The sequence below is a fragment of the Microbacterium sp. genome (genome assembly GCF_026393345.1).
Classification (GTDB): domain Bacteria; phylum Actinomycetota; class Actinomycetes; order Actinomycetales; family Microbacteriaceae; genus Microbacterium.
Map to the genome: position 1 here is coordinate 1 of NZ_JAPLAI010000035.1, position 20,597 is coordinate 20,597.

The window sequence follows — 20,597 nt, forward strand, 5'->3', positions numbered from 1 at the left end:
GTCAACGACCCGCTGGCCGACTGAGCATCGTCGCGGTCATCGCGCGAGCGGGAAGTCCGTCCCAATACGCCCGACTCCCAGCCACTCGGCGGTCCCCCACTACGGCTATAGCGCGAGTTCCAACTCCGCAACATGCCAGTCGGCGGCGTACGCGTCGGCGAACGCATCCCCCTGATAGGTCTCGTTCCCGGCGAGGCCCTCGTCGTAGAGGGTGTGCCAGAAGTCGGCCACGGCCTTGCCGTTCTCGTCGTCGAAGGTGGCCTTGCCGTCTTCGACGAGCTGGGTGCCGCCGCTCTGCGCGGCATACAGCGGATAGAAGTCGAACCAGGGCTGGAAGAACTCGCTGGTGGGGGCCGGGTTGATCGCGTAGGGGGCGACGCCGGCTTCGCTGAGAGTGCGCGCGGTGGCGAGGAACTCGTCGTAGGTCGACAGCGACGGGTTCTCCGGGTCGAGGCCGGCCTGCGCGAAGAGCGTCTTGTTGTAGAAGATCATCACCGGGTTCGATTTCCAGGGCAGCTGGTAGAAGTCGCCGTCCTCCGACCGGTACTGCTCGGCGAGGTCGCCGCTGCGTTCGGTGATGTAGTCATCGCCGTCCTCGAAGTCGGACAGGTCGACGAGACCGCCCTGCTTCTGGAACTGCGGCACCGCCGCCGGCGAGGTGTTGAACACCAGGCACGGGGCGTTCCCCGCGGCGATCGCGGCGCCGATCGTCTCCTCGCTGGAGGCACCGGCGGGGATCTCCTGCGCCGTGATCTTCTCGTCCGGATGGTCGGCGTTCCATGCGTCGACCATCTGGGAGCCCCAGGCGATCTCGGCGTCGTTGTTGGAGTACCAGATCGTGATCTCGCCGTGGGCGTCGAGATCGGCGGATCCGCCGGACCCGCCCCCGGAACAGGAGGTGAGCGCCAGCACACCGGCGGCGGCGAGGGCGGGAAGGGCGAGTATGCGTCGTTGCATGGGTGTTCTCCTTGGATCAGCCGCGGTCAGCGGCTCGGGGGGATGCGGGTCCGGTGGACTCGCGGATGCTCAGCGTGGGCTGAGGAAGATCGATGTGGGTGACCTCGCCGCCGTCGAGCCGGGCGAGGAGGGCGCGGGCGGCGAGCGTGCCCCACTGCCGGCTGTCGGTCGCGACGCTGGTGAGGGCGGGGTTCAGGTGACGGCCGAGCTCGGTGTCGTCGTACCCGGTCAGCGAGAGGTCCGTCGGCACGCGCAGGCCCCGGCGCGTCGCGACGCCCATGCCGGCGATGGCCATCTGGTCATTGGCGTAGACGATGCCGGTGGGACGGTCGGCGGTCTCGATCAGCTCTGCGGTCGCACGGGCACCGTCCGCGGCCGTGAAGTCCGTCGTGATCACCCGCGCGCGCACCCCGGCCGAGCTCGCGGCCTGCTCGAACGCCTCGCGGCGGCGGCGGGCGTGCAGCATCCCGTCGGGACCCGCGATGTGCGCAATGTCCCGGTGGCCGAGGGAGACCAGGTGGTCGACGGCGAGCCGGATGCCGACGCCGTCGTCGACCGCGACGGAGGAGAACGGGCTGGGGGCATCCGGCACCCCCAGGGTGACGGCTTCCAGTCCCAGCTCCGCGAGCAGGGGGAGACGGTCATCGTCGCGGCGGAGGTCGGCGAGCAGGGCACCGTCGATCCGGTTGTCGGCGACGAGGCGTCGATAGGCCGCCGCCTCATCGCCGCCGGGTGAGGCGACCGCGAGGACGAGCACCTGCCCGGTGACGGCGAACTCGTCTTCAATGCCCGCGATGAAGGACGGAAAGAAAGGGTCGGCGGCGATCACGTCGGCGCTGCGACCGAGGACCAGCCCGCAGGCGTAGGAGCGGCCGGTGCTGAGCGCGCGACCCCGCAGGTCGGGCGTCCACCCGAGGGCGTCGGCGGCGGCGAGGATCCGCTCGCGCGACTCTGCCGACACCCCGGCCCGCCCGTTGAGCGCGAACGACACCAGCCCCTTGCTGACGCCGGCCTCACGGGCGACGTCGGAGATCGTGACGCGAGCGCGTGGCGGCATGTCGACTCCTACGTATGGGCGGCGTCCGTGCCGTCCTAAACCGGTTCAGGCAACCTAAACCGGTTCAGACGCATTCGTCAAGCCCTTGTTCCCCGACACGCGACCCGGCGCAAGGGCTCGGACCACCGGATGCGGCGGGGCTAGCGTGGCAGCAACGACCCGGAAGGCGGACCATGACCGAACACGAGTACGACCTCATCGTCATCGGCGCGGGACCCGTCGGGGAGAACGTGGCCGACCGGGCCGTGCAGGGGGGCCTGCGGACCGTCATCGTCGAGAGCGAGCTCGTCGGCGGCGAGTGCTCCTACTGGGCGTGCATGCCGTCGAAGGGGCTGCTGCGCGCGGGTGCGGTGCTCCGCGCGGCGCGCGACGTGGACGGCGCGCGGCAGGCGGTCACCGGCGGCGTGGACGTCGCCGGTGTGCTCCGCCGTCGCGATACCCTCACCCACGACTGGAACGACGCGTCACAGGTGGAATGGCTCGAGGGCGCGGGGATCGAGCTGATCCGCGGCCACGGGCGGCTGAGCGGCCCGAAGCGCGTGGAGGTGACCGCGAGCGATGGCACCGTCACCACCCTCATGGCGAGGCATGCGGTGGCCGTCTGCACCGGGAGCGCGGCGCTCCTTCCCGACACCCCGGGGCTCGCGGCCATCGAGCCGTGGACGAGCCGCGAGGCCACGAGTGTGCAGCAGGTCCCGGCCTCGCTCGCGGTCATCGGCGGCGGTGTCGTGGCGAGCGAGATGGCGACGGCGTTCCTCGATCTCGGCACCGAGGTCACCGTGATCGCCCGCAGCGGCCTCCTCGGCGGACAGGAACCGTTCGCCGGCGAGCGGGTCGCCGCATCCCTGACCGAACGCGGCGCGCGCGTGTTCACCGGCACCGGTGTCACCGCCGCGCGGCGTACCGACGACGGCGCAGAGCTCGAGCTGTCGGACGGCACCACCGTGACCGCCGAGCGGGTGCTCGTCGCCACCGGCCGCATCCCCCGCACCACCGACCTCGGGCTCGACACCGTGGGCCTGGCGGCCGGCGACTGGCTGGAGGTCGACGACACCCTGCTCGTCCGCGGAACCGACTGGCTGTACGCGGTCGGCGACGTGAACCACCGGGCGCTCCTCACGCATCAGGGCAAGTACCAGGCGCGGGCCGCGGGCGACGTGATCGCCGCCCGCGCCGCGGGCACGGCGGTCGACGACACCCCCTGGGGGATGCACGTCGCCACCGCCGACCACGCCGCGGTTCCCCAGGTGACGTTCACCGATCCGGAGGTCGCGTCGGTGGGACTCACCGAGGCGGCCGCCGAGAAGGCCGGCCGCCGCATCCGGGTGATCGACTACGACCTCGGCTGGGTGGCGGGCTCGTCCACCCACGCCGACCACTACGCCGGCGCCGCGCGGGCGGTCGTCGACGAAGAACGCGGGGTGCTCATCGGCGTGACCTTCGTGGGCCCGGATGTGGCGGAGATGCTGCACGCGGCGACCATCGCGATCGTCGGCGAGGTGCCGCTGACCCGCCTCTGGCATGCGGTCCCCGCGTACCCGACGATCAGCGAGGTGTGGCTGCGGTTCCTGGAGGAGTACGGGCGCCCGCCAGCCTGACGGGCGCCCCGCGCGACTTCAGTGGTAGAAGTGGCGGTCGCCGGTGAAGTACATCGTCACGCCGGCCTCGCGGGCGGCCGCGATGACCTCGTCGTCGCGCACCGATCCCCCGGGCTGGATGATCGCGGAGACCCCGGCATCCAGCAGCACCTGGGGTCCGTCGGCGAACGGGAAGAACGCGTCGGATGCGGCGACCGATCCGGCCGCGCGATCCCCGGCGCGCTCCACCGCCAGGCGGCACGAGTCGACCCGGTTCACCTGGCCCATACCGATCCCCACCGTGGCGGAGTTCTTGGCGAGGACGATGGCGTTCGACTTCACGGCGCGGCAGGTCTTCCACGCGAACGAGAGGTTCGAGAGTTGCTCGTCGGACGGGCGTTCGCCGGCGACGAGCTGCCAGGTGTCCACGAGCGATTCGATCTCGTTGGGGAACCGGTCGGCGTCCTGCAGCAGCAGGCCACCCGAGACGAGGCGCACGTCCATGGGCTCCTGCTGCCAGTCGGTCGGTAGCTGCAGCACGCGCAGGTTCTTCTTCAGCCGGAAGACCTCCAGCGCCTCCGGCTCGAAGTCGGGGGCGACGATGACCTCGGTGAAGATGTCGCGGAGGTTCTCCGCCATCTTCAGGGTCACGGTCCGGTTCGCCGCGATCACGCCGCCGAACGCCGACACCGGGTCGCATTCGTGCGCACGCAGGTGCGCGCTGGCAATCGGATCGAGCGCGTTCGGGGCACCGACGGCGATCCCGCACGGGTTGGCGTGCTTGATGATCGCCACGGCCGGCTTCACCAGGTCGAACGCCGCACGCAGCGCGGCATCCGCATCCACGTAGTTGTTGTACGACATCTCCTTGCCCTGCAGTTGCGTGGCCTGGGCGATGCCGTGCCCGCCGGAGCGGGTGTAGATGGCGGCGCGCTGGTGCGAGTTCTCGCCGTAGCGGAGCGTGGCGAGACGCTCCGCGTTGATCGTGAGATGCGCGGGGAGGTCCTCTTCCACGAGGGTGCCCTCGGCGAACCAGGTGGCGACCGCGCGGTCGTACTGGGCGGTGTGCGCGAAGGCGCGAGCGGCGAGTTCCTTGCGCTGCGTCAGGGTGGTGCCGTCGGCGCCGAGCGCGTCGATGATCGCCGGGTAGCTCTCCGGCGAAACGACGATCGCGACGTTGGCGTAGTTCTTCGCCGAGGCGCGCACCATCGCGGGACCGCCGATGTCGATCTGCTCGACCACCGCGTCGCCCTCGGCGCCGGAGGCGACGGTCTCGACGAACGGGTACAGGTTCACGATCACGAGCTCGAACGGCTGGATCGACAGTTCGGCGAGCTGACGCTCGTGGTCCTCGAGCCGCAGGTCGGCGAGGAGGCCCGCGTGCACGCTCGGATGCAGCGTCTTCACCCGGCCGTCGAGCGACTCCGGGAAACCGGTGACCGTGGCGACATCGGTGACGGCGTGACCGGCCGCACGAATGGTCGCCGCGGTCGAGCCGGTCGAAACGATCTCGACGCCGGCGCCTGCCAGCGCCTCGGCGAGACGCAACAGGTCGGTCTTATCGCTCACGGAGACCAGCGCGCGCCGGATCGGCACGACGTCGCGGTCGCGGTACAGGGACGGATCGTGGCTGGGCCCGGCCATGGGGACCTCCTCGGATGGGGTGCGGATCAGGATGCGGCGGCTGCCGTCAGGTCGAGCTCACCGGTCGCGATTCGTCGCACGACGTCGATGAGCAGACGACGTTCGACCGGCTTGATGCGATCGTGCAGGCGCGTTTCGTCGTCGCCGGGCTCGATCGGGACGCGTTCCTGCGCAAGCAGCGGACCGGAGTCGACGCCGTCGTCGACGACGATGACGCTGGCACCGGTCTGCGGTACCCCGGCGGCGAGCGCGTCGCGCACCGCATGGGCACCGGGGAATTCGGGCAGGTACGCGGGGTGGGTGTTCACGAGGTGAGGCGACCATGCGGCGACCACGGCGGGAGGCACGAGCCGCATGAGTCCGCTGAGCACCACGAGGTCGGGCTGCCAGACGGCGAGTTGCGCGTTCAGTTCATCGCCCCACGCCTCGCGCTCGGCGGCCCCCCGCCACGGCACGACGAAACTCGGGATACCGAACTCCTCGGCGTGGGCGAGACCGGACGCCTCGCGATCCGACCCGACGACGATCACCCGCGCGGGGTATCCGGGGTCCGCGGCGGCCTCCAGCAGAGCCCGCAGATTGGAGCCGGCGCCGGAGATCAGAACGGCGACCGTAAGCACCCGGTCAGTCTAGCTGCGACCGGCCCACCGCATCCGTCCCTGTGCGGGACCGGGGCGCGAGCAGCAGGATGCCGGCGCCCAGGGCAACCTCGATCCCCACCGCGAGCGCGACAGCCCCCGGGGCGGGACCGACCTCGGCGAGCCGACCGGGGCCGAGGGAGCCGGAACCGAGGATGCACAGCAGCGCGACGATGCCGGCGGCCGCGGCCGCGATGCCGAGGGTGAGGGTGACCTGCACGCCGGCGGACTCGGCCTGGCGGGGTAGCCGCGAGCGGACGATCCAGCCGGCGAGCGCACCGGCGGCGACCGGGAGCAGCACGAGCACGTACAGCCACGGCGACGTCGATTCCGGGAGGGCGCCGAGCAGCGGGATGCCGGGCACCACGCCGAGCTGCGTCCCGGCGGCGGAGACCGCGGTGCCGGTACCGAGGGCGAAGCCGGGGCCGGCGACGAACGCGACCGCCCAGATGACGAGGACCGGCAGGTAGAGCAGTTGTGTGATCCCGAGGAGGACGACGCCCGCGAAGTCGAGGTTCGCTGCCTGCGAGAGGGCGACGATCTGCCCGCCGCGGAGCACTACGGCGAGCGTGGCGACGAGCGCGCCGGCAGCGACCACCCCGGTGACGGCGACCGCGGCGCCGCGCGCCAGCAGACCGGGCACCTCGGGCCACGCCCCGCGGGCACGGTCCAGCCTCCGGGCGAGCGCGTCGAGGGGGCCGTCGTCGCCGTCGCTCCACGCCGTCGTCACGGCGCCGGCGAGCAGGCCTACCGCGTAGAACAGCGCCGGAAACAGTACCGCCTGCCACAGATGCACGGCGGCGATCCCGCTCCGGCCGGTGACACCCACGGCCACCGCGAGAAGGGCGAACACGAGGGCGCCGGAGACGACGCCCGACACCCAGGCGCCGGCGCGCGCTGCGCGCACACCGGAGCGCGACGCGAACAACGCCGTGAACGCGCCGAACGCCAGCGGGGCGAGCGAGACGACGAACTGCGCCAGCGACGGGTCGATGCCGGTGGCGGCGAGGTACGCATCGGGGAGCGTCAGATGCAGCGGCACCGCATGGCCGAGCTGCCAGACCGCGGCGGCGGTCGGCCACAGTCCCGACCAGTCATCAGCTCCGAAGGCAACGAACCAGAGCACCATGAGCGGCGCGAACGCGGCGGCGACACCGACGGCCGCGGCGACGAGTGCGTCGAGCGCGGAGAGGAGGAGGACGAGGACGCGTTGCATGCCCCATCGACCCTACCCACGCTCACGGCGCCCCCTGGACGGCGCGCGGGTCAGCGGGCGCTCCGCCAGGTGCCCTGGGTCGGCAGCGTGCCGTCGAAGAGCTGCTCGAGGTTGACCAGGGTGAAGCCGCGGTCGGCGAGGCCGTCGTAGACCGTGCCGACGGTGCGCACAGTGTTCGGCTGGATGTCGTGCTGCAGCACGATCGATCCCGGTCTCGGCCGGTCGACGGCGCGGCGGACGAGCTCGTCGTCGGCGGAACCCTGCCAGTCGAACGTGTCGACGTCCCACAGGATCGCCGCCATCCCCGCCGCGGACAGCACCTGGGGGGTGGAGTCACCGTACGGCGGACGGAACACGGTGGGCGCCTGCCCGGTCGCGAGTCCGATCGCCGAGGTCGTGTCGCCCACCTGCTTCGCAACCTCCGCGCGGGTCAGCTCCGACAGATGGGGGTGGCTCCAGGTGTGATTCTCCACGAGGTTCCCCTCGGCGAGGGCCCGGGTCATCACGGCGGCATAGCCCGCGGCCTTCTGCCCCATGGCGAAGAAGGTGACGGATGCGTGGTGCGCCGCGGCCGCGTCGAGGATCGCGGGGGTGCCGTCGCTCGGGCCGTCGTCGTAGGTCATCGCCACGCACGGCAGCAGGTCGCAGTCGACGGTCTCGAAGCCGGCCGCGACCGGAGCGGGTGCCTGGAAGGGGGCGGATGCGGATGCCACCAGCTGCGCGCCGAACTCGGTGAGCAGCGGCGCCGACACCGCGGGCGGCACCGCGATCGTCATCGGCTCGTTCGTCGCGGGGATGCCCAGCTGCTCGAGCTCCGGCGCCGTGAACCCCGCGGGGAGGGTGACCCGGAGCGACCCGTCGGCGGCCGGCACGGTCTCCGCGAGTGCCGCCGTGACCAGAGCGAGCTCTTCGGGGCTTGGCGGCCGGACGGCGACGAGGCTCAGCGCGCCCGCCGAGCGGCGGATCGCCTCAACGGTGTCGTCCCACAGCGTCGCGGATGCCGCATCCGTCCACAGCTGGGTCGCCGTCACCGTCCGCCCGGAGGCAGTGTCGGCGTAGAGCAAAGTCTGCGTGTCGGCGCCGACGGCCTCGGGCGTGCCCGTGACCACCCGGATCCGCTCGCCGACGACAGTGCCCGCCGCCGACACGATGTCGCAGGCGACGGCAGTGCCGGTGCCGGCGGCCGGTCCGATCGCGGGGTCGGCGAGGATCTCACTCGCCGGTCGCAGGGTCGAGCCGCGCACGCAGGAGCGGGCGCCGAGCCCGGCACCCTGCGGGAACACCGCCGGCGCGTATGCGACGCCGATCGCCGCACCGCGCGCGGCGACCGCGTCACGGACGATCCGGGCGGTCGCCTCACCGAGCGCGGAGTCGCCGGGCAGCCGCATCCATCGCGCCTGGACCCCGACGGTGTCGTTGCGGATCCGCTCGCCCACGAGGTTCGTGGCGACCGTGGCATTGAGGGGTTCGGGCGCGGGGACGACCGTCACGGGCGCGTCCTCCCAGGCCGGCGGCGTCCAGCCGGGATCGAGCTCGGGCGCGCAGCCGGTGAGCAGGGCGAGGCCCACGATCGCCCCGGCGACGACGTGCAGCCTGCGGGTGCCGGGGGACGTCACGGCACGACCGGCGGCAGCGCGGTGCCGTTGATGAGCTGCGCGAGCACGCGTGTGTACGGCCGTACATCGCCGTCCTCCGCGTGCGCGGTGAAGACGACGGCGGGGGACGAGCCGGCGTCACCGACGGCCACGGTGAGGGTATCCCCGATCGTCCGCAGATGCACCGCTTCCAGACCGCTGCCGAGCGTCTCGGTGGCACGGACGCCCCTCGGCTCCCGCGCCGCCAGCGCCGCATCCGGAGTGAGCCGTTCCAGGCTGATCGTCACGGCGAGTCCGCCGTCGGGGCTGAGGAGCACCACCGCGGTGTCGTCGAACGGCGGGTGCTGCACCGCCCATCCTGCCGGAACCGTAACCGCCGCCTCCCCCACCGCGACGACCTGGTCGCGGGTGGCGACGTCGGTCGTCAGGTTCGCCGCGACCCGCGGGATCACGGTGAACCATGCCACCGCTGCGATGACGGCGATCACCGCCACCGCCACCGCGGTGATCGCCAGCGCCGTGCGCCACCGGGTCTTCGCCCGCGTGACGGAAATGACCGTCTGTCCCACGTGTCCCACTCCCCCGGGCCTCGCCCCCTCGCAGGACCCGTCGGGAGTCTAGGCGCGCCTCGGCCTGTCGCCGCTGACCGCGGGCCGGAGATAACCCGCGTGTCGGGGCGCCCTCGGGAGCAGGTACCGTTTTCTGAGGGGAGGAGAACCATGCACCCTGATACATCCGTCCGACCGGGCGCCATCGACCGCTTCTTCGAGATCAGCCGCCGCGGGTCCACCGTCGGGGCGGAGGTCCGGGGAGGCCTGGTGACCTTCGTCGCGATGGCCTACATCGTGGTGCTGAACCCGATCATCCTCTCCGGCACCGCAGACATCGCCGGGGGCGAACTCGGGTTCGGCCAGGTCGCCGCGACGACCGCCCTGACCGCGGGCGTCATGACGATCCTCTTCGGCCTGGTCACCCGCCTCCCGTTCGCGTTCGCGGCGGGGCTCGGCATCAACTCGTTCCTCGCGGTCAGCGTGATCGGCGAGGTCACCTGGCCCGAGGCGATGGGCCTCGTCGTCGTCAACGGCCTGCTGATCGTGCTGCTGGCGGCGACGGGCCTGCGCCGCCTCATCTTCGATGCCGTGCCGATGGCACTGAAGACCGCGATCTCGGTCGGGATCGGCCTGTTCATCGCGTTCATCGGCTTCGTCGACGGCGGGTTCGTCACCTCCACCGGGTCTTCCTCCCCGCCGGTCGGGCTCGGCGTGGCCGGCTCCATCGCAACCGTCCCGACGCTGCTGTTCACCCTCACGCTGCTGCTCATCGCCGTCCTCATGGCGCTCCGGGTCCGCGGCGGCATCCTGATCGGCCTGGTGGTCGGGACGATCGCCGCGATCGTGGTCGAGGCGATCTGGCGCCTGGGCGCCCAGGCCGGTGACGACGGGAACCCGCAGGGATGGAGCCTCACGGTGCCCGCGTTGCCGAGCCAGTGGATCAGCATCCCCGATCTGAGCCTCGTCGGGCAGGTGAGCTTCGGTTCGTTCGAGCGGATCGGCGTGCTCGCGGCGACCATGCTCGTCTTCACGCTGCTGTTCACGAACTTCTTCGACGCGATGGGCACCATGACCGGGCTCTCCCGTGAGGCGGATCTCGCGGATGCGGAGGGCAACTTCCCGCGGCTGCGCTCGGCGCTGATCGTCGAGGGGGTCGGCGCGGTCGTCGGTGGCGCCACCTCCTCCTCCTCCAACACCGTGTTCGTGGAGTCCGGGGCGGGCATCGGCGAGGGCGCGCGCACGGGTCTCGCAAACGTCGTCACGGGCGTGCTGTTCCTCGCGGCGATGTTCCTGTCGCCGCTGACCACCATCGTCCCCACCGAGATCGCCGCGGCGGCCCTGGTGATCGTGGGCGCGCTGATGATGGCACAGATCCGTCACATCGATCTGACCGACCTGCCGACCCTCATCCCGGTGTTCCTCACGATCACCGTGATGCCGATGACCTACTCGATCGCCAATGGCATCGGCGCGGGGTTCATCAGCTGGGTGCTGGTGCGGGCCTTCACCGGCGACATCCGCAAGATCAGCCCGCTGCTGTGGATCGTCGCGGCCGGTTTTGTGGTGTTCTTCGCCCGCGGCCCGCTGGAGCTGCTCTTCAGCTGAGCCGGCAGCGGCGGGTCAGGCGTCCTGCGGCTCCAGCAGGAAGACGGCGATCTGCCGGTCGGTGCGGGTCTGGTAGTCCGCGTAGGACGGCCAGACGGCGACGGCACGGTCCCACCACAGCGTGCGCTCCTCGCCGCTCAGCTCACGGGCGGTGTAGTCGCGCCTGACGTCGCGGTCTTGCAGCTCGACCTGCGGGTGGCGGCGGATGTTGGCGCCCCAGGCGGGTTCGTCCGGCGACCCGCCCTTGGAGGCCAGCACGGCGTAGCGGCCGTCGTGCTCGACGCGCATCAGCGCGGTCTTCCGCAGCGCCCCGGTCTTGGCGCCGACCGTGGTCAGCACGATGATCGGCACCCCGTGGAACGTGTTCGCCTCGGTCCCGCCCGACGCCTCGAAAGCATCGGCCTGGGTGCGGGCCCATTCGGCGGTGGACGGCAGATACTCCCCTGACAGCGGCATCCCGCCACGCTACCGCGCCGGGGACGACGACGGCGGATGCCGGAGCTCACGAGGAGCCCGGCATCCGCCGTCGTGGGGGTGCGTCAGAGCGACGCGATGATCTCGCGCATCAGGGTCGCGGTCTCGGACGGGGTCTTCCCGACCTTGACGCCGGCGGCCTCGAGGGCCTCCTTCTTCGCCTGCGCGGTACCGGCGGAGCCGGACACGATCGCACCGGCGTGACCCATGGTCTTGCCCTCGGGGGCGGTGAAGCCCGCGACGTAGCCGACGACCGGCTTGGTGACGTGCGCCTTGATGTAGTCGGCCGCACGCTCTTCGGCGTCGCCACCGATCTCACCGATCATGACGATGGCCTTCGTCTCCGGGTCTGCCTCGAACGCCGCCAGGGCGTCGATGTGGGTGGTGCCGATGATCGGGTCGCCGCCGATGCCGATGGCGGTCGAGAAGCCGAGGTCGCGCAGCTCGAACATCATCTGGTAGGTCAGGGTGCCTGACTTCGACACAAGGCCGATCGGGCCCTTGCCGGTGATGTTCGCCGGCGTGATGCCGAGGAGCGCCTCACCGGGGGTGATGATGCCGGGGCAGTTCGGCCCGATGATGCGGGTCTTGTTGCCCTTCTCGATGGCGTAGGCCCAGGCCTCGGCGGTGTCGCCGACCGGGACGCCCTCGGTGATGACCACGAGCAGCGGGATCTCGCTGTCGATGGCCTCGACCATGGCGTCCTTGGTGAAGGCAGGCGGCACGAACGCGATCGACGCGTTGGCGCCGGTCTTCTCGATCGCCTCGGCGACCGAGCCGAACACGGGGAGTTCGACGGTGTTGCCGTCCGCATCCACGTGCGAGACGGTCGTGCCGGCCTTGCGCGCGTTCACGCCGCCGACGACGTTCGTGCCGGCCTTCAGCATGAGTGCCGTGTGCTTTGTGCCTTCGCCGCCGGTGATGCCCTGGACGATGACCTTGGAGTCTTTGTTGAGATAGATCGACATGTCCTGTGTTCCTTACCGAATCCGGATGCGGCGAGTCAGGCGTTCGCCAGCTCGGCGGCCTTGTCAGCGCCCTCGTCCATACCGGCGGCGAGGGTAACGAGCGGGTGGTTGGCGCCGGCGAGGATCGCGCGGCCCTCATCGACCTGGTTGCCGTCGAGGCGGACGACGAGCGGCTTCGTGGCCGTGTCGCCCAGGATCTCGAGGGCCTTCACGATGCCCTCCGCAACCGCGACGCAGGAGGTGATGCCGCCGAAGACGTTCACGAACACGCTCTTGACCTGCTCATCGCCGAGGATGACGTCAAGGCCCGCGGCCATGACAGTCGCCGAGGCGCCGCCACCGATGTCGAGGAAGTTCGCGGGCTTGACGCCGCCGTGGTTCTCGCCGGCGTAGGCGACGACGTCGAGCGTCGACATGACGAGCCCGGCGCCGTTGCCGATGATGCCGACCTGGCCATCGAGCTTGACGTAGTTGAGGCCCGATGCCTTGGCCTTGGCCTCCAGCGGGTCCGCCGCGTCCTTGTCCTCGAGCGCTTCATGCTCGGGGTGGCGCACCTCGGAGGCGTTGTCGTCGAGCGTGACTTTGCCGTCGAGGGCGACGATGTCGCCGGACGCGGTCTGCACGAGCGGGTTGACCTCGACGAGGGTGGCACCCTCGCCCTTGTAGACGTCGTAGAGCTTGACGAAGACGTCGGCGACCTTCTCGACGAGGTCCTCGTCGAACTTGCCGGCGCGGGCGATCTCGATCGCCTTCTCCTTGTCGATGCCGCGGAGGGCGTTCACCTCGACGCGGGCGAGCGCCTCGGGACGCTCGACCGCGAGCTCCTCGATCTCCATGCCGCCCTCGACCGAGGCCAGGGAGAGGTAGGAGCGGTTGGCGCGGTCCAGCAGCACCGAGAAGTAGAACTCGCGCTCGATCTGGGCGCCCTGGGCGACCATGACGCGCTTGACGATGTGTCCCTTGATGTCGAGACCAAGGATCGCCTTGGCTGCCTCGTACGCCTCATCGGGGGTCTTGGCGACCTTGACGCCGCCGGCCTTGCCGCGTCCGCCGGTCTTGACCTGAGCCTTCACGACCACGACGCCGCCGATCTTCTCGGCCGCTGCCTTCACCTCCTCGGGGGTGTCGGCGACGATGCCGGCAAGCACCGGCACCTCGTACTTCTCGAACAGATCACGGGCCTGGTACTCGTAAAGATCCACAGTGCAGTCCTTCGGTGGGGCGAATGTGGTGTGGTGACGCGGAAAAACGTCTCGACGTCGAGATAAATCGACCTCGTCAAGCCTACCCCTCCGACGGAGGGGAATCCGCCGACGGCGCCTCCGCGAGGACCGCGAGGTCGGATACCGCGGGGCCTTCCAGGCGAGTTCCGTCGGGCGCGAAACGTGAGGCGTGCAGGGGACAGTCCCAGGTGCACTCGCCGTCGTTCCATCGGAGCACGCCGCCCAGGTGTGGGCAGACCGCGGAGACCGCGCGGGTGCGTCCCCCCACGGTGGAGACGCCGATGGGGCGACCCGCCCGCGACCCGACGGTGCCCTCGCCGTCGGCGGGCTTCGGTACCGGGGCCGGATGCGTGAGGGCATCGCCCCACCCCTGCGCCGCGGCGACGCCGACCTTGGCGTTCTCGGTGGCCCCGCGCGCGAGGTCGGACGGCGCCGTCATGCGCGTGCCGAGGGCGCGTGCCCACGTGGGCAGGTCGGCGACCGCCACACCCTGGATCTCGGCGGCGATCCGAAGCGCCGCAGCTGGCCCGTTCGTCAGCCCCCATTTGGCGTAGCCGGTGGCGAACCGGATGCGGCCGCCGCCGCGGGGCATCGTCCCGATGAAGGGCACGAGGTTGTGCGATTCGTAGTCCTGGGCCGACCAGCGGAAGCTCTCGCGAGCGCCGGGGTAGTACGACTGCGTCCATGCGACGAGGTCCTCATACTGCGCGCGTTCGGACTCCGCCCGCCCCACCGGGTGGCCGTTGCCGCCGACGACCAGCCGGGTGGTGCCGACCGCGCCGTCGTCGGCGCTCACGGGGCGCACGGAGCGGCTCGGTGCGTCGACCGAGAGGAACATGCCTCCCGGCACCTCGCCGGTGGGCACCTCGAACGAGACCACGTAGGAACGCTGTGCGGAGAGCTTCGCGAAGTACAGCCCGCGATCGGCGATCGGTGTGCCGGTGGCCAGCACGATGTGGTCGGCGAACACCGACCCGGCGGCGGTCACGACGTGGGGGGACGGCAGCACCGCGGTGCGCGTGACCCGCGTCCGGGTGTGGAGGGTCCCGCCGGCGGCGAGGAACGTCTCGGCGAGCGCGGTCGCCAGTGTGTCCGGATCGAGCGCGATCTGGTCGTCGAGCGCGATCGCCCCGGCGACGGGGAACGGCACCGCATCCCGCTCGGCGGCTCGCGCCATCCTCACATCCAGCCCCGCCTCCCTGGCCGCGGTGAACTCATCGCGCACGCGACCCATGCCGGCGTCCGTGTGGGCGTAACTGAAAGCCGTGCGGCGCACGAACGGCACCCCCGCCGTCTCGGCGAACTCGCGCACCAGTTCCTGCCCGTCGCGGTTGGCGTCGACGTAGGCGTGGACGAGCGATGCCGGATGATGCGCGCGGATGCTCGACAGGCGCGAGCCCTGCAGCAGCGAGACCTTGCCCGTGTTCGCCCCGGTAGCGAGCGCCGCCACGTCGCCGGCGTCGATCACGGCCACATCGCGGCCGTCCTGGGCGAGCAGCATCGCGGTGAACAGGCCGGTGATTCCGGCGCCGACGACCACGACCTCGTGACGTGCGCCGTCTCGCAGCGGGCTGGACGCGACCGGACGATGATCGGCTCTCCACAGTGACGTCATGGCGGCAGTCAAGCGGTGACCGCCCACCCCCGCCCGGGGCTTGACAGCTCGGCGGCATCGGAGCAGCCCGGCGGATGAGTAGGCTGCTGTCGTCATGAGCGAGACACCGTCCCCGTCCGCCGCGCGCACCGGCATCGTCGCCGCGGCGCTCGATCTGTTCGCCCGCCAGGGGTTCGAGGCGACGACAGTCGACCAGATCGCGCAGGCCGCGGGCATCTCCCGGTCGACCTTCTTCCGCCAGTCCGGCGGCAAAGACGACGTCGTCTTCGCCGATCACGAGCTGCTGCTCGAGCAGCTGCGCGAGTTTCTCGACGCCCCGCATCCGAACCCGTGGGAGGCGGTGTGCGAGGCGTCGCTGCAGGTGTTCCGGCACTTCGCCGCCGACCCCGAGCTGGCCCGCCGCCGTTACGCCGTGGTGCGCCAGGTACCGGCGCTCCGTGAACGCGAGATCGTCACCGTGTTCCGCTACGAGCGCCTGTTCGACGAGTATCTGCGTCGCGCGCTGCCGGGTCTGGATCCGCTGGATGCGGTCGGATTCGCCGCCCTCGTCACCGCCGTGCACAACCACGTGCTGCGCCAGCTCCTGCGCAGCCCCAAGCGCGTACCGGTGTCGGTCCTGCGCAAGGCTCTCGACCAGGTGAGGGACCGGTTCGGCGTGGGCACCGCCTCTGCGCCCGCGGCGGACGACATCGTCGTCGCCGTGTTCCCCCGCCGCATGCCGCCCGCCGAGATCGCCCGGCGGCTCCAGGACGAGCTCGACTGAGCCTTCACCCCCGCTGGGACGCGGTGTCACAAGTGGCGGCACCGGATGCCGCGGAGATACCCTGAGCACGGCGCACGGTTGCGCCGATCCCCGACACAGGAGCGACATGAGCGACGAGGCGACGTATCCCGGTGAGCGCGTGAAGGCGTATGACGTCACGACGCGCCGCGACACGGACTACTACGCCGTCTTCGCCGACATCCCGGATGCGGACCGCGCCGTGTGGGAGCGCGCCAAGGGCTACGTCGACGAGGTCGGCGACCGGATGGTCGCGGCCTGGGATGCGGCCGAATACCCGCTGGATCTCGCCACGCGCCTCGGCGAACTGGATCTGCTCAACGACGGCATCGACCACCCCGACCTCACCCTGTTTTCGCCGCTGGCCGCGGGCCTGGTGAACATGGAGGTCTCCCGCGGCGATGGCTCGCTCGGGACCGTTATCGCGGTGCAGGGGGGCCTGGCACTTCGCACCCTCGCGCTGTTCGGTAGCCCGGAGCAGCAGGCACAGTGGCTGCGGCCGCTGGCTCGCGCCGAGGTGCTCGGTTCCTTCGCCCTCACCGAACCCGACCACGGCTCCGACTCGGTGTCGCTCGAGACCGTCGCCCGCCGCGAGGGCGACGAGTGGGTGATCCGCGGCACCAAGAAGTGGATCGGCAACGGCGCCTCCGGTGGCATCACCTTCGTGTGGGCCCGGGTCGACGACCCGGATGCCCCGGAGCACGGCGCCGTGCGGTGCTTCCTGGTCGAGCAGTCCACCCCGGGGTACACCGGCACGGTCATCACCGGGAAGGCGTCGCTGCGCGGCATCTTCCAGGCGCACATCGTGTTCGACGACGTGCGTGTGCCCGCGGATGCGGTCCTCCCGGGGACCCGCAGTTTCAAGGACGCGTCGACCGTGCTTTACTCCACCCGATCCGGCGTGGCGTGGTCAGCGCTCGGGCACGCGACCGCCTGCTACGAGGCGTCGCTGGCGTATTCCCAGCAGCGCATACAGTTCGGCAAGCCGCTCGCGCGGTTCCAGATGGTGCAGGAGCGCCTGACCCAGATGCTCGAGGAGCTGACGGCGATGCAGCTGTACTGCCGTTGGATGGCCGATCTGGAATCGGCGGGTGCGCTGAAGCCCACACAGGCATCACTCGCGAAGTATCACAACACCCGCGCCGCCCGCCGGATCGCGGCGGCCGCGCGGGATCTCCTCGGCGGCAACGGCATCCTGCTCGAGAACCGGGTCATGCAGCACATGGCCGACATCGAGGCGATCCACACCTACGAGGGCACGGAGAGCGTGCAGGCCCTGCTCATCGGCCGGGACATCACCGGCATGAGCGCCTTCGCCTGAGCCCGCGCAGGCGGTGCGCGATGCGGCTACCCCGGGGCCACCGCATCCGCAACCCTGGCCCGGTGTGCCCGCGCGGCAGTACGGTCGCAGCATGGGATTGTTCCGCCGCGGGCCACAGCAGATCGAGCTGACCACCAAAGACGTCGAGCTCACGGCCAAACGGGCGCCGTGGAGCCTGTGGTCCGATACGTTCGGACAGCTCGCCATCCGCGCCGTGCAGCTGATCGTCGTCGTCGCGGTGGCCGGGGCGATCATCTTCGCGATCCAGTCGCTCACGCTCGTGACCATCCCGCTCGTGATCGCGCTGATCCTCGCCTCCGCGTTCGCCCCTGTCATGCGCTGGATGCGGCGGCACGGGGTGCCGTCGGTTGTCGCGACGCTGCTCACTCTGCTCGCCGTCGTGGTGCTGCTGGGCGCTGCCTCGTGGCTCATCGTGTGGGCGGTCGAGAATCAGTGGGACGACCTTTACGCGCAGGCGGAGGACGGCGTCACGGAACTGCTCGCCTGGCTGCAATCGCTCGGTTTCTCCCCTGACCAGAAGCAGATCGACGAGTGGATCGCGTCCGCGCAGGAGTTCGTGACCAGTTCGCAGTTCGGTTCCGGGGCGCTGGCCGGAGTCAGCGCGGTGGCGAACTTCGTGACCGGGTTCGTGCTGCTCGTGACGATCCTCTTCTTCTTCCTCAAGGACGGTCCGCAGATGTGGGAGTTCCTGCTGCGCCCGTTCCGCGGCTCCCACTACCGCCGTGGCCGGCGGATCGGCGACAAGACGGTCACGGTGCTCGGCTCCTACGTCCGCGGCACCGCGACCGTCGCATTCGTCGACGCGGTCGGTATCCTCATCGGTCTGCTCATCCTGCAGGTGCCGCTCGCCATCCCGCTGGCCGTCCTGGTGTTCGTGCTCGCGTTCATCCCCATCGTCGGTGCGACCCTCGCCGGCATCCTGGCGGCCCTGGTCGCCCTCGTCGCCAACGGCTGGGTCAATGCCCTGTTCGTCGTCGGCGTCGTAGTGCTCGTGAATCAGCTGGAGGGCAACTTCCTGCAGCCCGTCCTCATGGGCCGGTCGATGAAGCTGCACCCGTTCGTCATCCTCGTCGCGTTGACGGTGGGGACGGTTCTCGGCGGCATCATCGGTGCGATCCTGGCGGTGCCGATCACGGCGGCCGCGTGGGGTGTGGTGCAGGTGTGGGACGGTACCGACACCCCCGCCCGCTGGGCACGCCAGAAGCGCCCCGAGCACGTCTAGGAGCGCAGATGCGTTACGAGATCCCCGCGCCGATGCTGGCGAAGTCCGTACCCGCCGTACCGACCGAAGCCGGTTACCTGTACGAGCCGAAGTGGGACGGTTTCCGGGTGCTGGCCGCGTGGGACGGCGACAGCGTGGAGCTCGGCTCGCGCGGCGCGAAGCCGTTGACCCGCTACTTTCCGGAACTCGTCGCGGCGCTCCCGGAGGTCCTCCCCGGCCCGTGCCTCATCGACGGTGAGATCGTCGTGGCCCGCGGCGAGCCGGGGGCGGAGCGCCTGGATTGGGAGGCGCTGAGTTCCCGCATCCACCCCGCCGCATCTCGGGTCGCGCTCCTCGCGGCCGAGACGCCGGCGATGCTCATCGCCTTCGACCTGCTCGCCGAGGGCGACGACCTGCTGCAGGACGTGCCGTTCGGCGAGCGCCGGGCCCGGCTGGAACGGCTTCTGGCAGGCGTGCCGCATCCGGTGCACCTGACCCGCACGACGGCGGACGCAACTCTCGCCGAGCGGTGGCTCGCGGAGTTCGAGGGGGCGGGACTCGACGGCGTCGTCACGAAGCGGACGGATGCGGTCTACTCCCCCGGCGCGCGCACGATGCTGAAGATCAAGCACGTGCGCACGGCCGATGTGGTGCTGCTCGGCTATCGGGTTCACAAGAGCGGGCAGGGGGTCGGCTCGCTGCTGCTGGGCCTCTACGACGCGCAGGGTGTGCTGCGGAATGTGGGCGGGGTGTCGGCGTTCAGCAACGCCCGGCGGCTGTCGCTCGTGGAGGAGCTCGACCCGTGGGTGGAACGGGATGCGGCGGGGGTGGCGGTGACCGGTGAGACCGACCGGTCGCGCTTCTCGGGCTCGAAGGACGTGTCGTTCGTCCGGCTGCGGCCGGAGCGGGTGCTCGAGGTGCGGTACGACCAGCTCGAGGGCAGCCGGTTCCGCCACACCGTCCAGTTCGAGCGGTGGCGGCCCGACCGCGAGCCGCAGTCCTGCACCTTCGCGCAGCTGGAGCAGCCGGTCGCGTACGACCTGGGCGACGTGTTGGGCTGAGGCGGGCGGGGTCAGTCGTGCCGGCCCCGGCTTGGCTGCACCCGCGGCGGTTCGCCGGGCATCTTCGGGAATTCCGGTGGGAACGGCATCTCACCGAGGCCGTTCGAAAGGTCCCGTTCCCACCACTCCAGCAGGGTGCCGATGCGACCCGGTTCGGCGCCGAAGGTCTCCCACGGGTCGCCGACCGCATCCAGTCGTTCCGGGATCGACCGCACCGTGAAGGCGGTGGGGTCGACCTCGGGCAGTTCATCCCAGGTGATCGGTGTCGACACGGTCGCGGTCGGGAGGGCGCGCGGGCTGTAGGCGCCGGCCATGGTGCGGTCACGGTTCGTCTGGTTGAAGTCGACGAAGATGCGCTCGCCCCGCTCCTCCTTCCACCACGCGGTGGTGACCTTGTCGGGCAGGCGCCGCTCGAGTTCACGGCCCGCGGCGATAGCCGCGTGGCGGACGTCGAGGAACTCGTGCGTCGGCTCGATCGGGCAGAACAGATGGATGCCGCGGTTGCCGCTCGTCTTGATCCACGAGGTGAGGCCGGCCTCGGCGAGCACGTCGCGCATCACCGGTGCGACCGCGGCGGCCTCGGCGAACGCGGTGCCGGGCTGCGGGTCGAGGTCGATGCGCAGTTCCACCGGGTTGTCGGTGTCGGCGGTGCGGGAGGCCCAGGGGTGGAACACGATCGTGTTCATCTGCACCGCCCAGACCGCGGAGCCCGGCTCGGTGAGGACGAGTTGCGGATGCCGCCGCCCACTGTTGTAGGTGACCGTCACCGCCTCGACGAAGTCCGGGGCGCCCTTCGGCGGGTTCTTGGAGAAGAAGCTCTCACCGCCGACGCCGTCGGGGAACCGCTCGAGTGACACCGGTCGGTCGCCGTTGGCGCGCAGGAACGGCTCGGACACGGCGATCATGTACTCGGCCAGCTCGCGCTTGGTGATCCCGAGTTCGGGCCACAGCACCCGGCTCGGACTCGACAGGCCGATCTCGCGATCGCCGTGTGGGCCGGGGACGGTGAGGGTGATGCGCTCGGACGCCATGGCCTCACCCTAGGGTCGGCGCCGCCGCATCCTCCACCCCTTGCGCTGAGGGCAGGCGCCG

17 protein-coding genes and 1 pseudogene are annotated in these 20,597 nt (G+C 71.0%); 6 read left to right on the forward strand and 12 right to left on the reverse strand.

Features of this window, described 5'->3' with window-relative positions; translation table 11 throughout:
- Positions 1-91 precede the first annotated feature (91 nt).
- Both NT132_RS04835 and NT132_RS04840 read right to left on the reverse strand, forming a co-directional pair.
- Positions 92-957, reverse strand: a pseudogene (locus tag NT132_RS04835) (extracellular solute-binding protein); the annotation flags it as partial.
- A gap of 16 nt (positions 958-973) precedes the next feature.
- The gene (locus NT132_RS04840) at positions 974-2,014 is read right to left on the reverse strand and encodes a LacI family DNA-binding transcriptional regulator (protein WP_297785642.1); all 1,041 of its coding nucleotides are present in this window, start codon (positions 2,012-2,014) and stop codon (positions 974-976) included.
- 173 nt (positions 2,015-2,187) lie between these two features.
- Between NT132_RS04840 and NT132_RS04845 the strand changes: the two genes are divergently transcribed.
- A complete protein-coding gene (locus NT132_RS04845) occupies positions 2,188-3,612 on the forward strand; it encodes an NAD(P)/FAD-dependent oxidoreductase (RefSeq protein ID WP_297785644.1) in 1,425 nt (474 codons plus the stop codon).
- An 18-nt stretch (positions 3,613-3,630) separates the two neighbouring features.
- On the opposite strand, the gene purH is transcribed toward NT132_RS04845, so the two are convergent.
- The 5 genes from purH to NT132_RS04870 are packed head-to-tail and all read right to left on the reverse strand — an operon-like array spanning position 3,631 to position 9,253.
- A complete protein-coding gene (purH, locus tag NT132_RS04850; RefSeq protein WP_297785646.1) occupies positions 3,631-5,235 on the reverse strand; it encodes a bifunctional phosphoribosylaminoimidazolecarboxamide formyltransferase/IMP cyclohydrolase in 1,605 nt (534 codons plus the stop codon).
- Positions 5,236-5,261: 26 nt separating this feature from the next.
- Positions 5,262-5,855 carry a phosphoribosylglycinamide formyltransferase gene (purN, locus tag NT132_RS04855; protein WP_297785649.1) on the reverse strand — a complete coding sequence of 198 codons (594 nt, stop codon included), beginning with the start codon at positions 5,853-5,855 and terminating at the stop codon, positions 5,262-5,264.
- 4 nt (positions 5,856-5,859) lie between these two features.
- Positions 5,860-7,089, reverse strand: a complete 1,230-nt coding sequence (locus tag NT132_RS04860; protein ID WP_297785652.1) for a DUF6350 family protein — start codon at positions 7,087-7,089, stop codon at positions 5,860-5,862.
- A 50-nt stretch (positions 7,090-7,139) separates the two neighbouring features.
- Positions 7,140-8,705, reverse strand: coding sequence for a polysaccharide deacetylase family protein (locus NT132_RS04865; RefSeq protein ID WP_297785655.1), 1,566 nt, complete (start codon positions 8,703-8,705; stop codon positions 7,140-7,142).
- The gene (locus NT132_RS04870; protein WP_297785658.1) at positions 8,702-9,253 is read right to left on the reverse strand and encodes a hypothetical protein; all 552 of its coding nucleotides are present in this window, start codon (positions 9,251-9,253) and stop codon (positions 8,702-8,704) included. Before NT132_RS04870 ends, NT132_RS04865 begins: the two co-directional genes overlap by 4 nt.
- Positions 9,254-9,403: 150 nt before the next feature.
- On the opposite strand from NT132_RS04870, the gene NT132_RS04875 reads away from it, so the two are divergent.
- A complete protein-coding gene (locus tag NT132_RS04875) occupies positions 9,404-10,840 on the forward strand; it encodes an NCS2 family permease (protein ID WP_297785661.1) in 1,437 nt (478 codons plus the stop codon).
- A gap of 15 nt (positions 10,841-10,855) precedes the next feature.
- Here NT132_RS04875 and NT132_RS04880 read toward each other — a convergent pair whose 3' ends face one another.
- From NT132_RS04880 to NT132_RS04895, 4 genes are all read right to left on the reverse strand, one after another.
- Positions 10,856-11,296: a nitroreductase family deazaflavin-dependent oxidoreductase gene (locus NT132_RS04880; RefSeq protein ID WP_297785664.1), complete on the reverse strand. Its 441-nt coding sequence runs from the start codon at positions 11,294-11,296 to the stop codon at positions 10,856-10,858.
- A gap of 83 nt (positions 11,297-11,379) precedes the next feature.
- On the reverse strand, positions 11,380-12,282 hold the full coding sequence (sucD, locus tag NT132_RS04885) for a succinate--CoA ligase subunit alpha (RefSeq protein WP_297785667.1): 903 nt from the start codon (positions 12,280-12,282) through the stop codon (positions 11,380-11,382).
- A gap of 35 nt (positions 12,283-12,317) precedes the next feature.
- Entirely contained in the window at positions 12,318-13,484 is a 1,167-nt protein-coding gene (sucC, locus tag NT132_RS04890) for an ADP-forming succinate--CoA ligase subunit beta (protein WP_297785670.1), read from the reverse strand.
- An 82-nt stretch (positions 13,485-13,566) separates the two neighbouring features.
- Complete coding sequence (locus NT132_RS04895; RefSeq protein ID WP_297785672.1) at positions 13,567-15,120, reverse strand: FAD-dependent oxidoreductase; 1,554 nt, start codon at positions 15,118-15,120, stop codon at positions 13,567-13,569.
- A gap of 94 nt (positions 15,121-15,214) precedes the next feature.
- Here NT132_RS04895 and NT132_RS04900 point away from each other — a divergent pair, with 94 nt between their 5' ends.
- From NT132_RS04900 to NT132_RS04915, 4 genes are all read left to right on the forward strand, one after another.
- Positions 15,215-15,883 (forward strand): TetR/AcrR family transcriptional regulator, encoded by a 669-nt coding sequence (locus tag NT132_RS04900; RefSeq protein ID WP_297785674.1) that lies wholly within the window; start codon positions 15,215-15,217, stop codon positions 15,881-15,883.
- A gap of 106 nt (positions 15,884-15,989) precedes the next feature.
- A complete protein-coding gene (locus NT132_RS04905) occupies positions 15,990-17,222 on the forward strand; it encodes an acyl-CoA dehydrogenase family protein (RefSeq protein ID WP_297785677.1) in 1,233 nt (410 codons plus the stop codon).
- 91 nt (positions 17,223-17,313) lie between these two features.
- Positions 17,314-18,465 carry an AI-2E family transporter gene (locus NT132_RS04910; protein WP_297785680.1) on the forward strand — a complete coding sequence of 384 codons (1,152 nt, stop codon included), beginning with the start codon at positions 17,314-17,316 and terminating at the stop codon, positions 18,463-18,465.
- An 8-nt stretch (positions 18,466-18,473) separates the two neighbouring features.
- Positions 18,474-19,505, forward strand: a complete 1,032-nt coding sequence (locus NT132_RS04915) for an ATP-dependent DNA ligase (RefSeq protein WP_297785684.1) — start codon at positions 18,474-18,476, stop codon at positions 19,503-19,505.
- A gap of 11 nt (positions 19,506-19,516) precedes the next feature.
- On the opposite strand, the gene ligD is transcribed toward NT132_RS04915, so the two are convergent.
- On the reverse strand, positions 19,517-20,536 hold the full coding sequence (ligD, locus tag NT132_RS04920) for a non-homologous end-joining DNA ligase (RefSeq protein ID WP_297785687.1): 1,020 nt from the start codon (positions 20,534-20,536) through the stop codon (positions 19,517-19,519).
- Positions 20,537-20,597 lie beyond the last annotated feature (61 nt).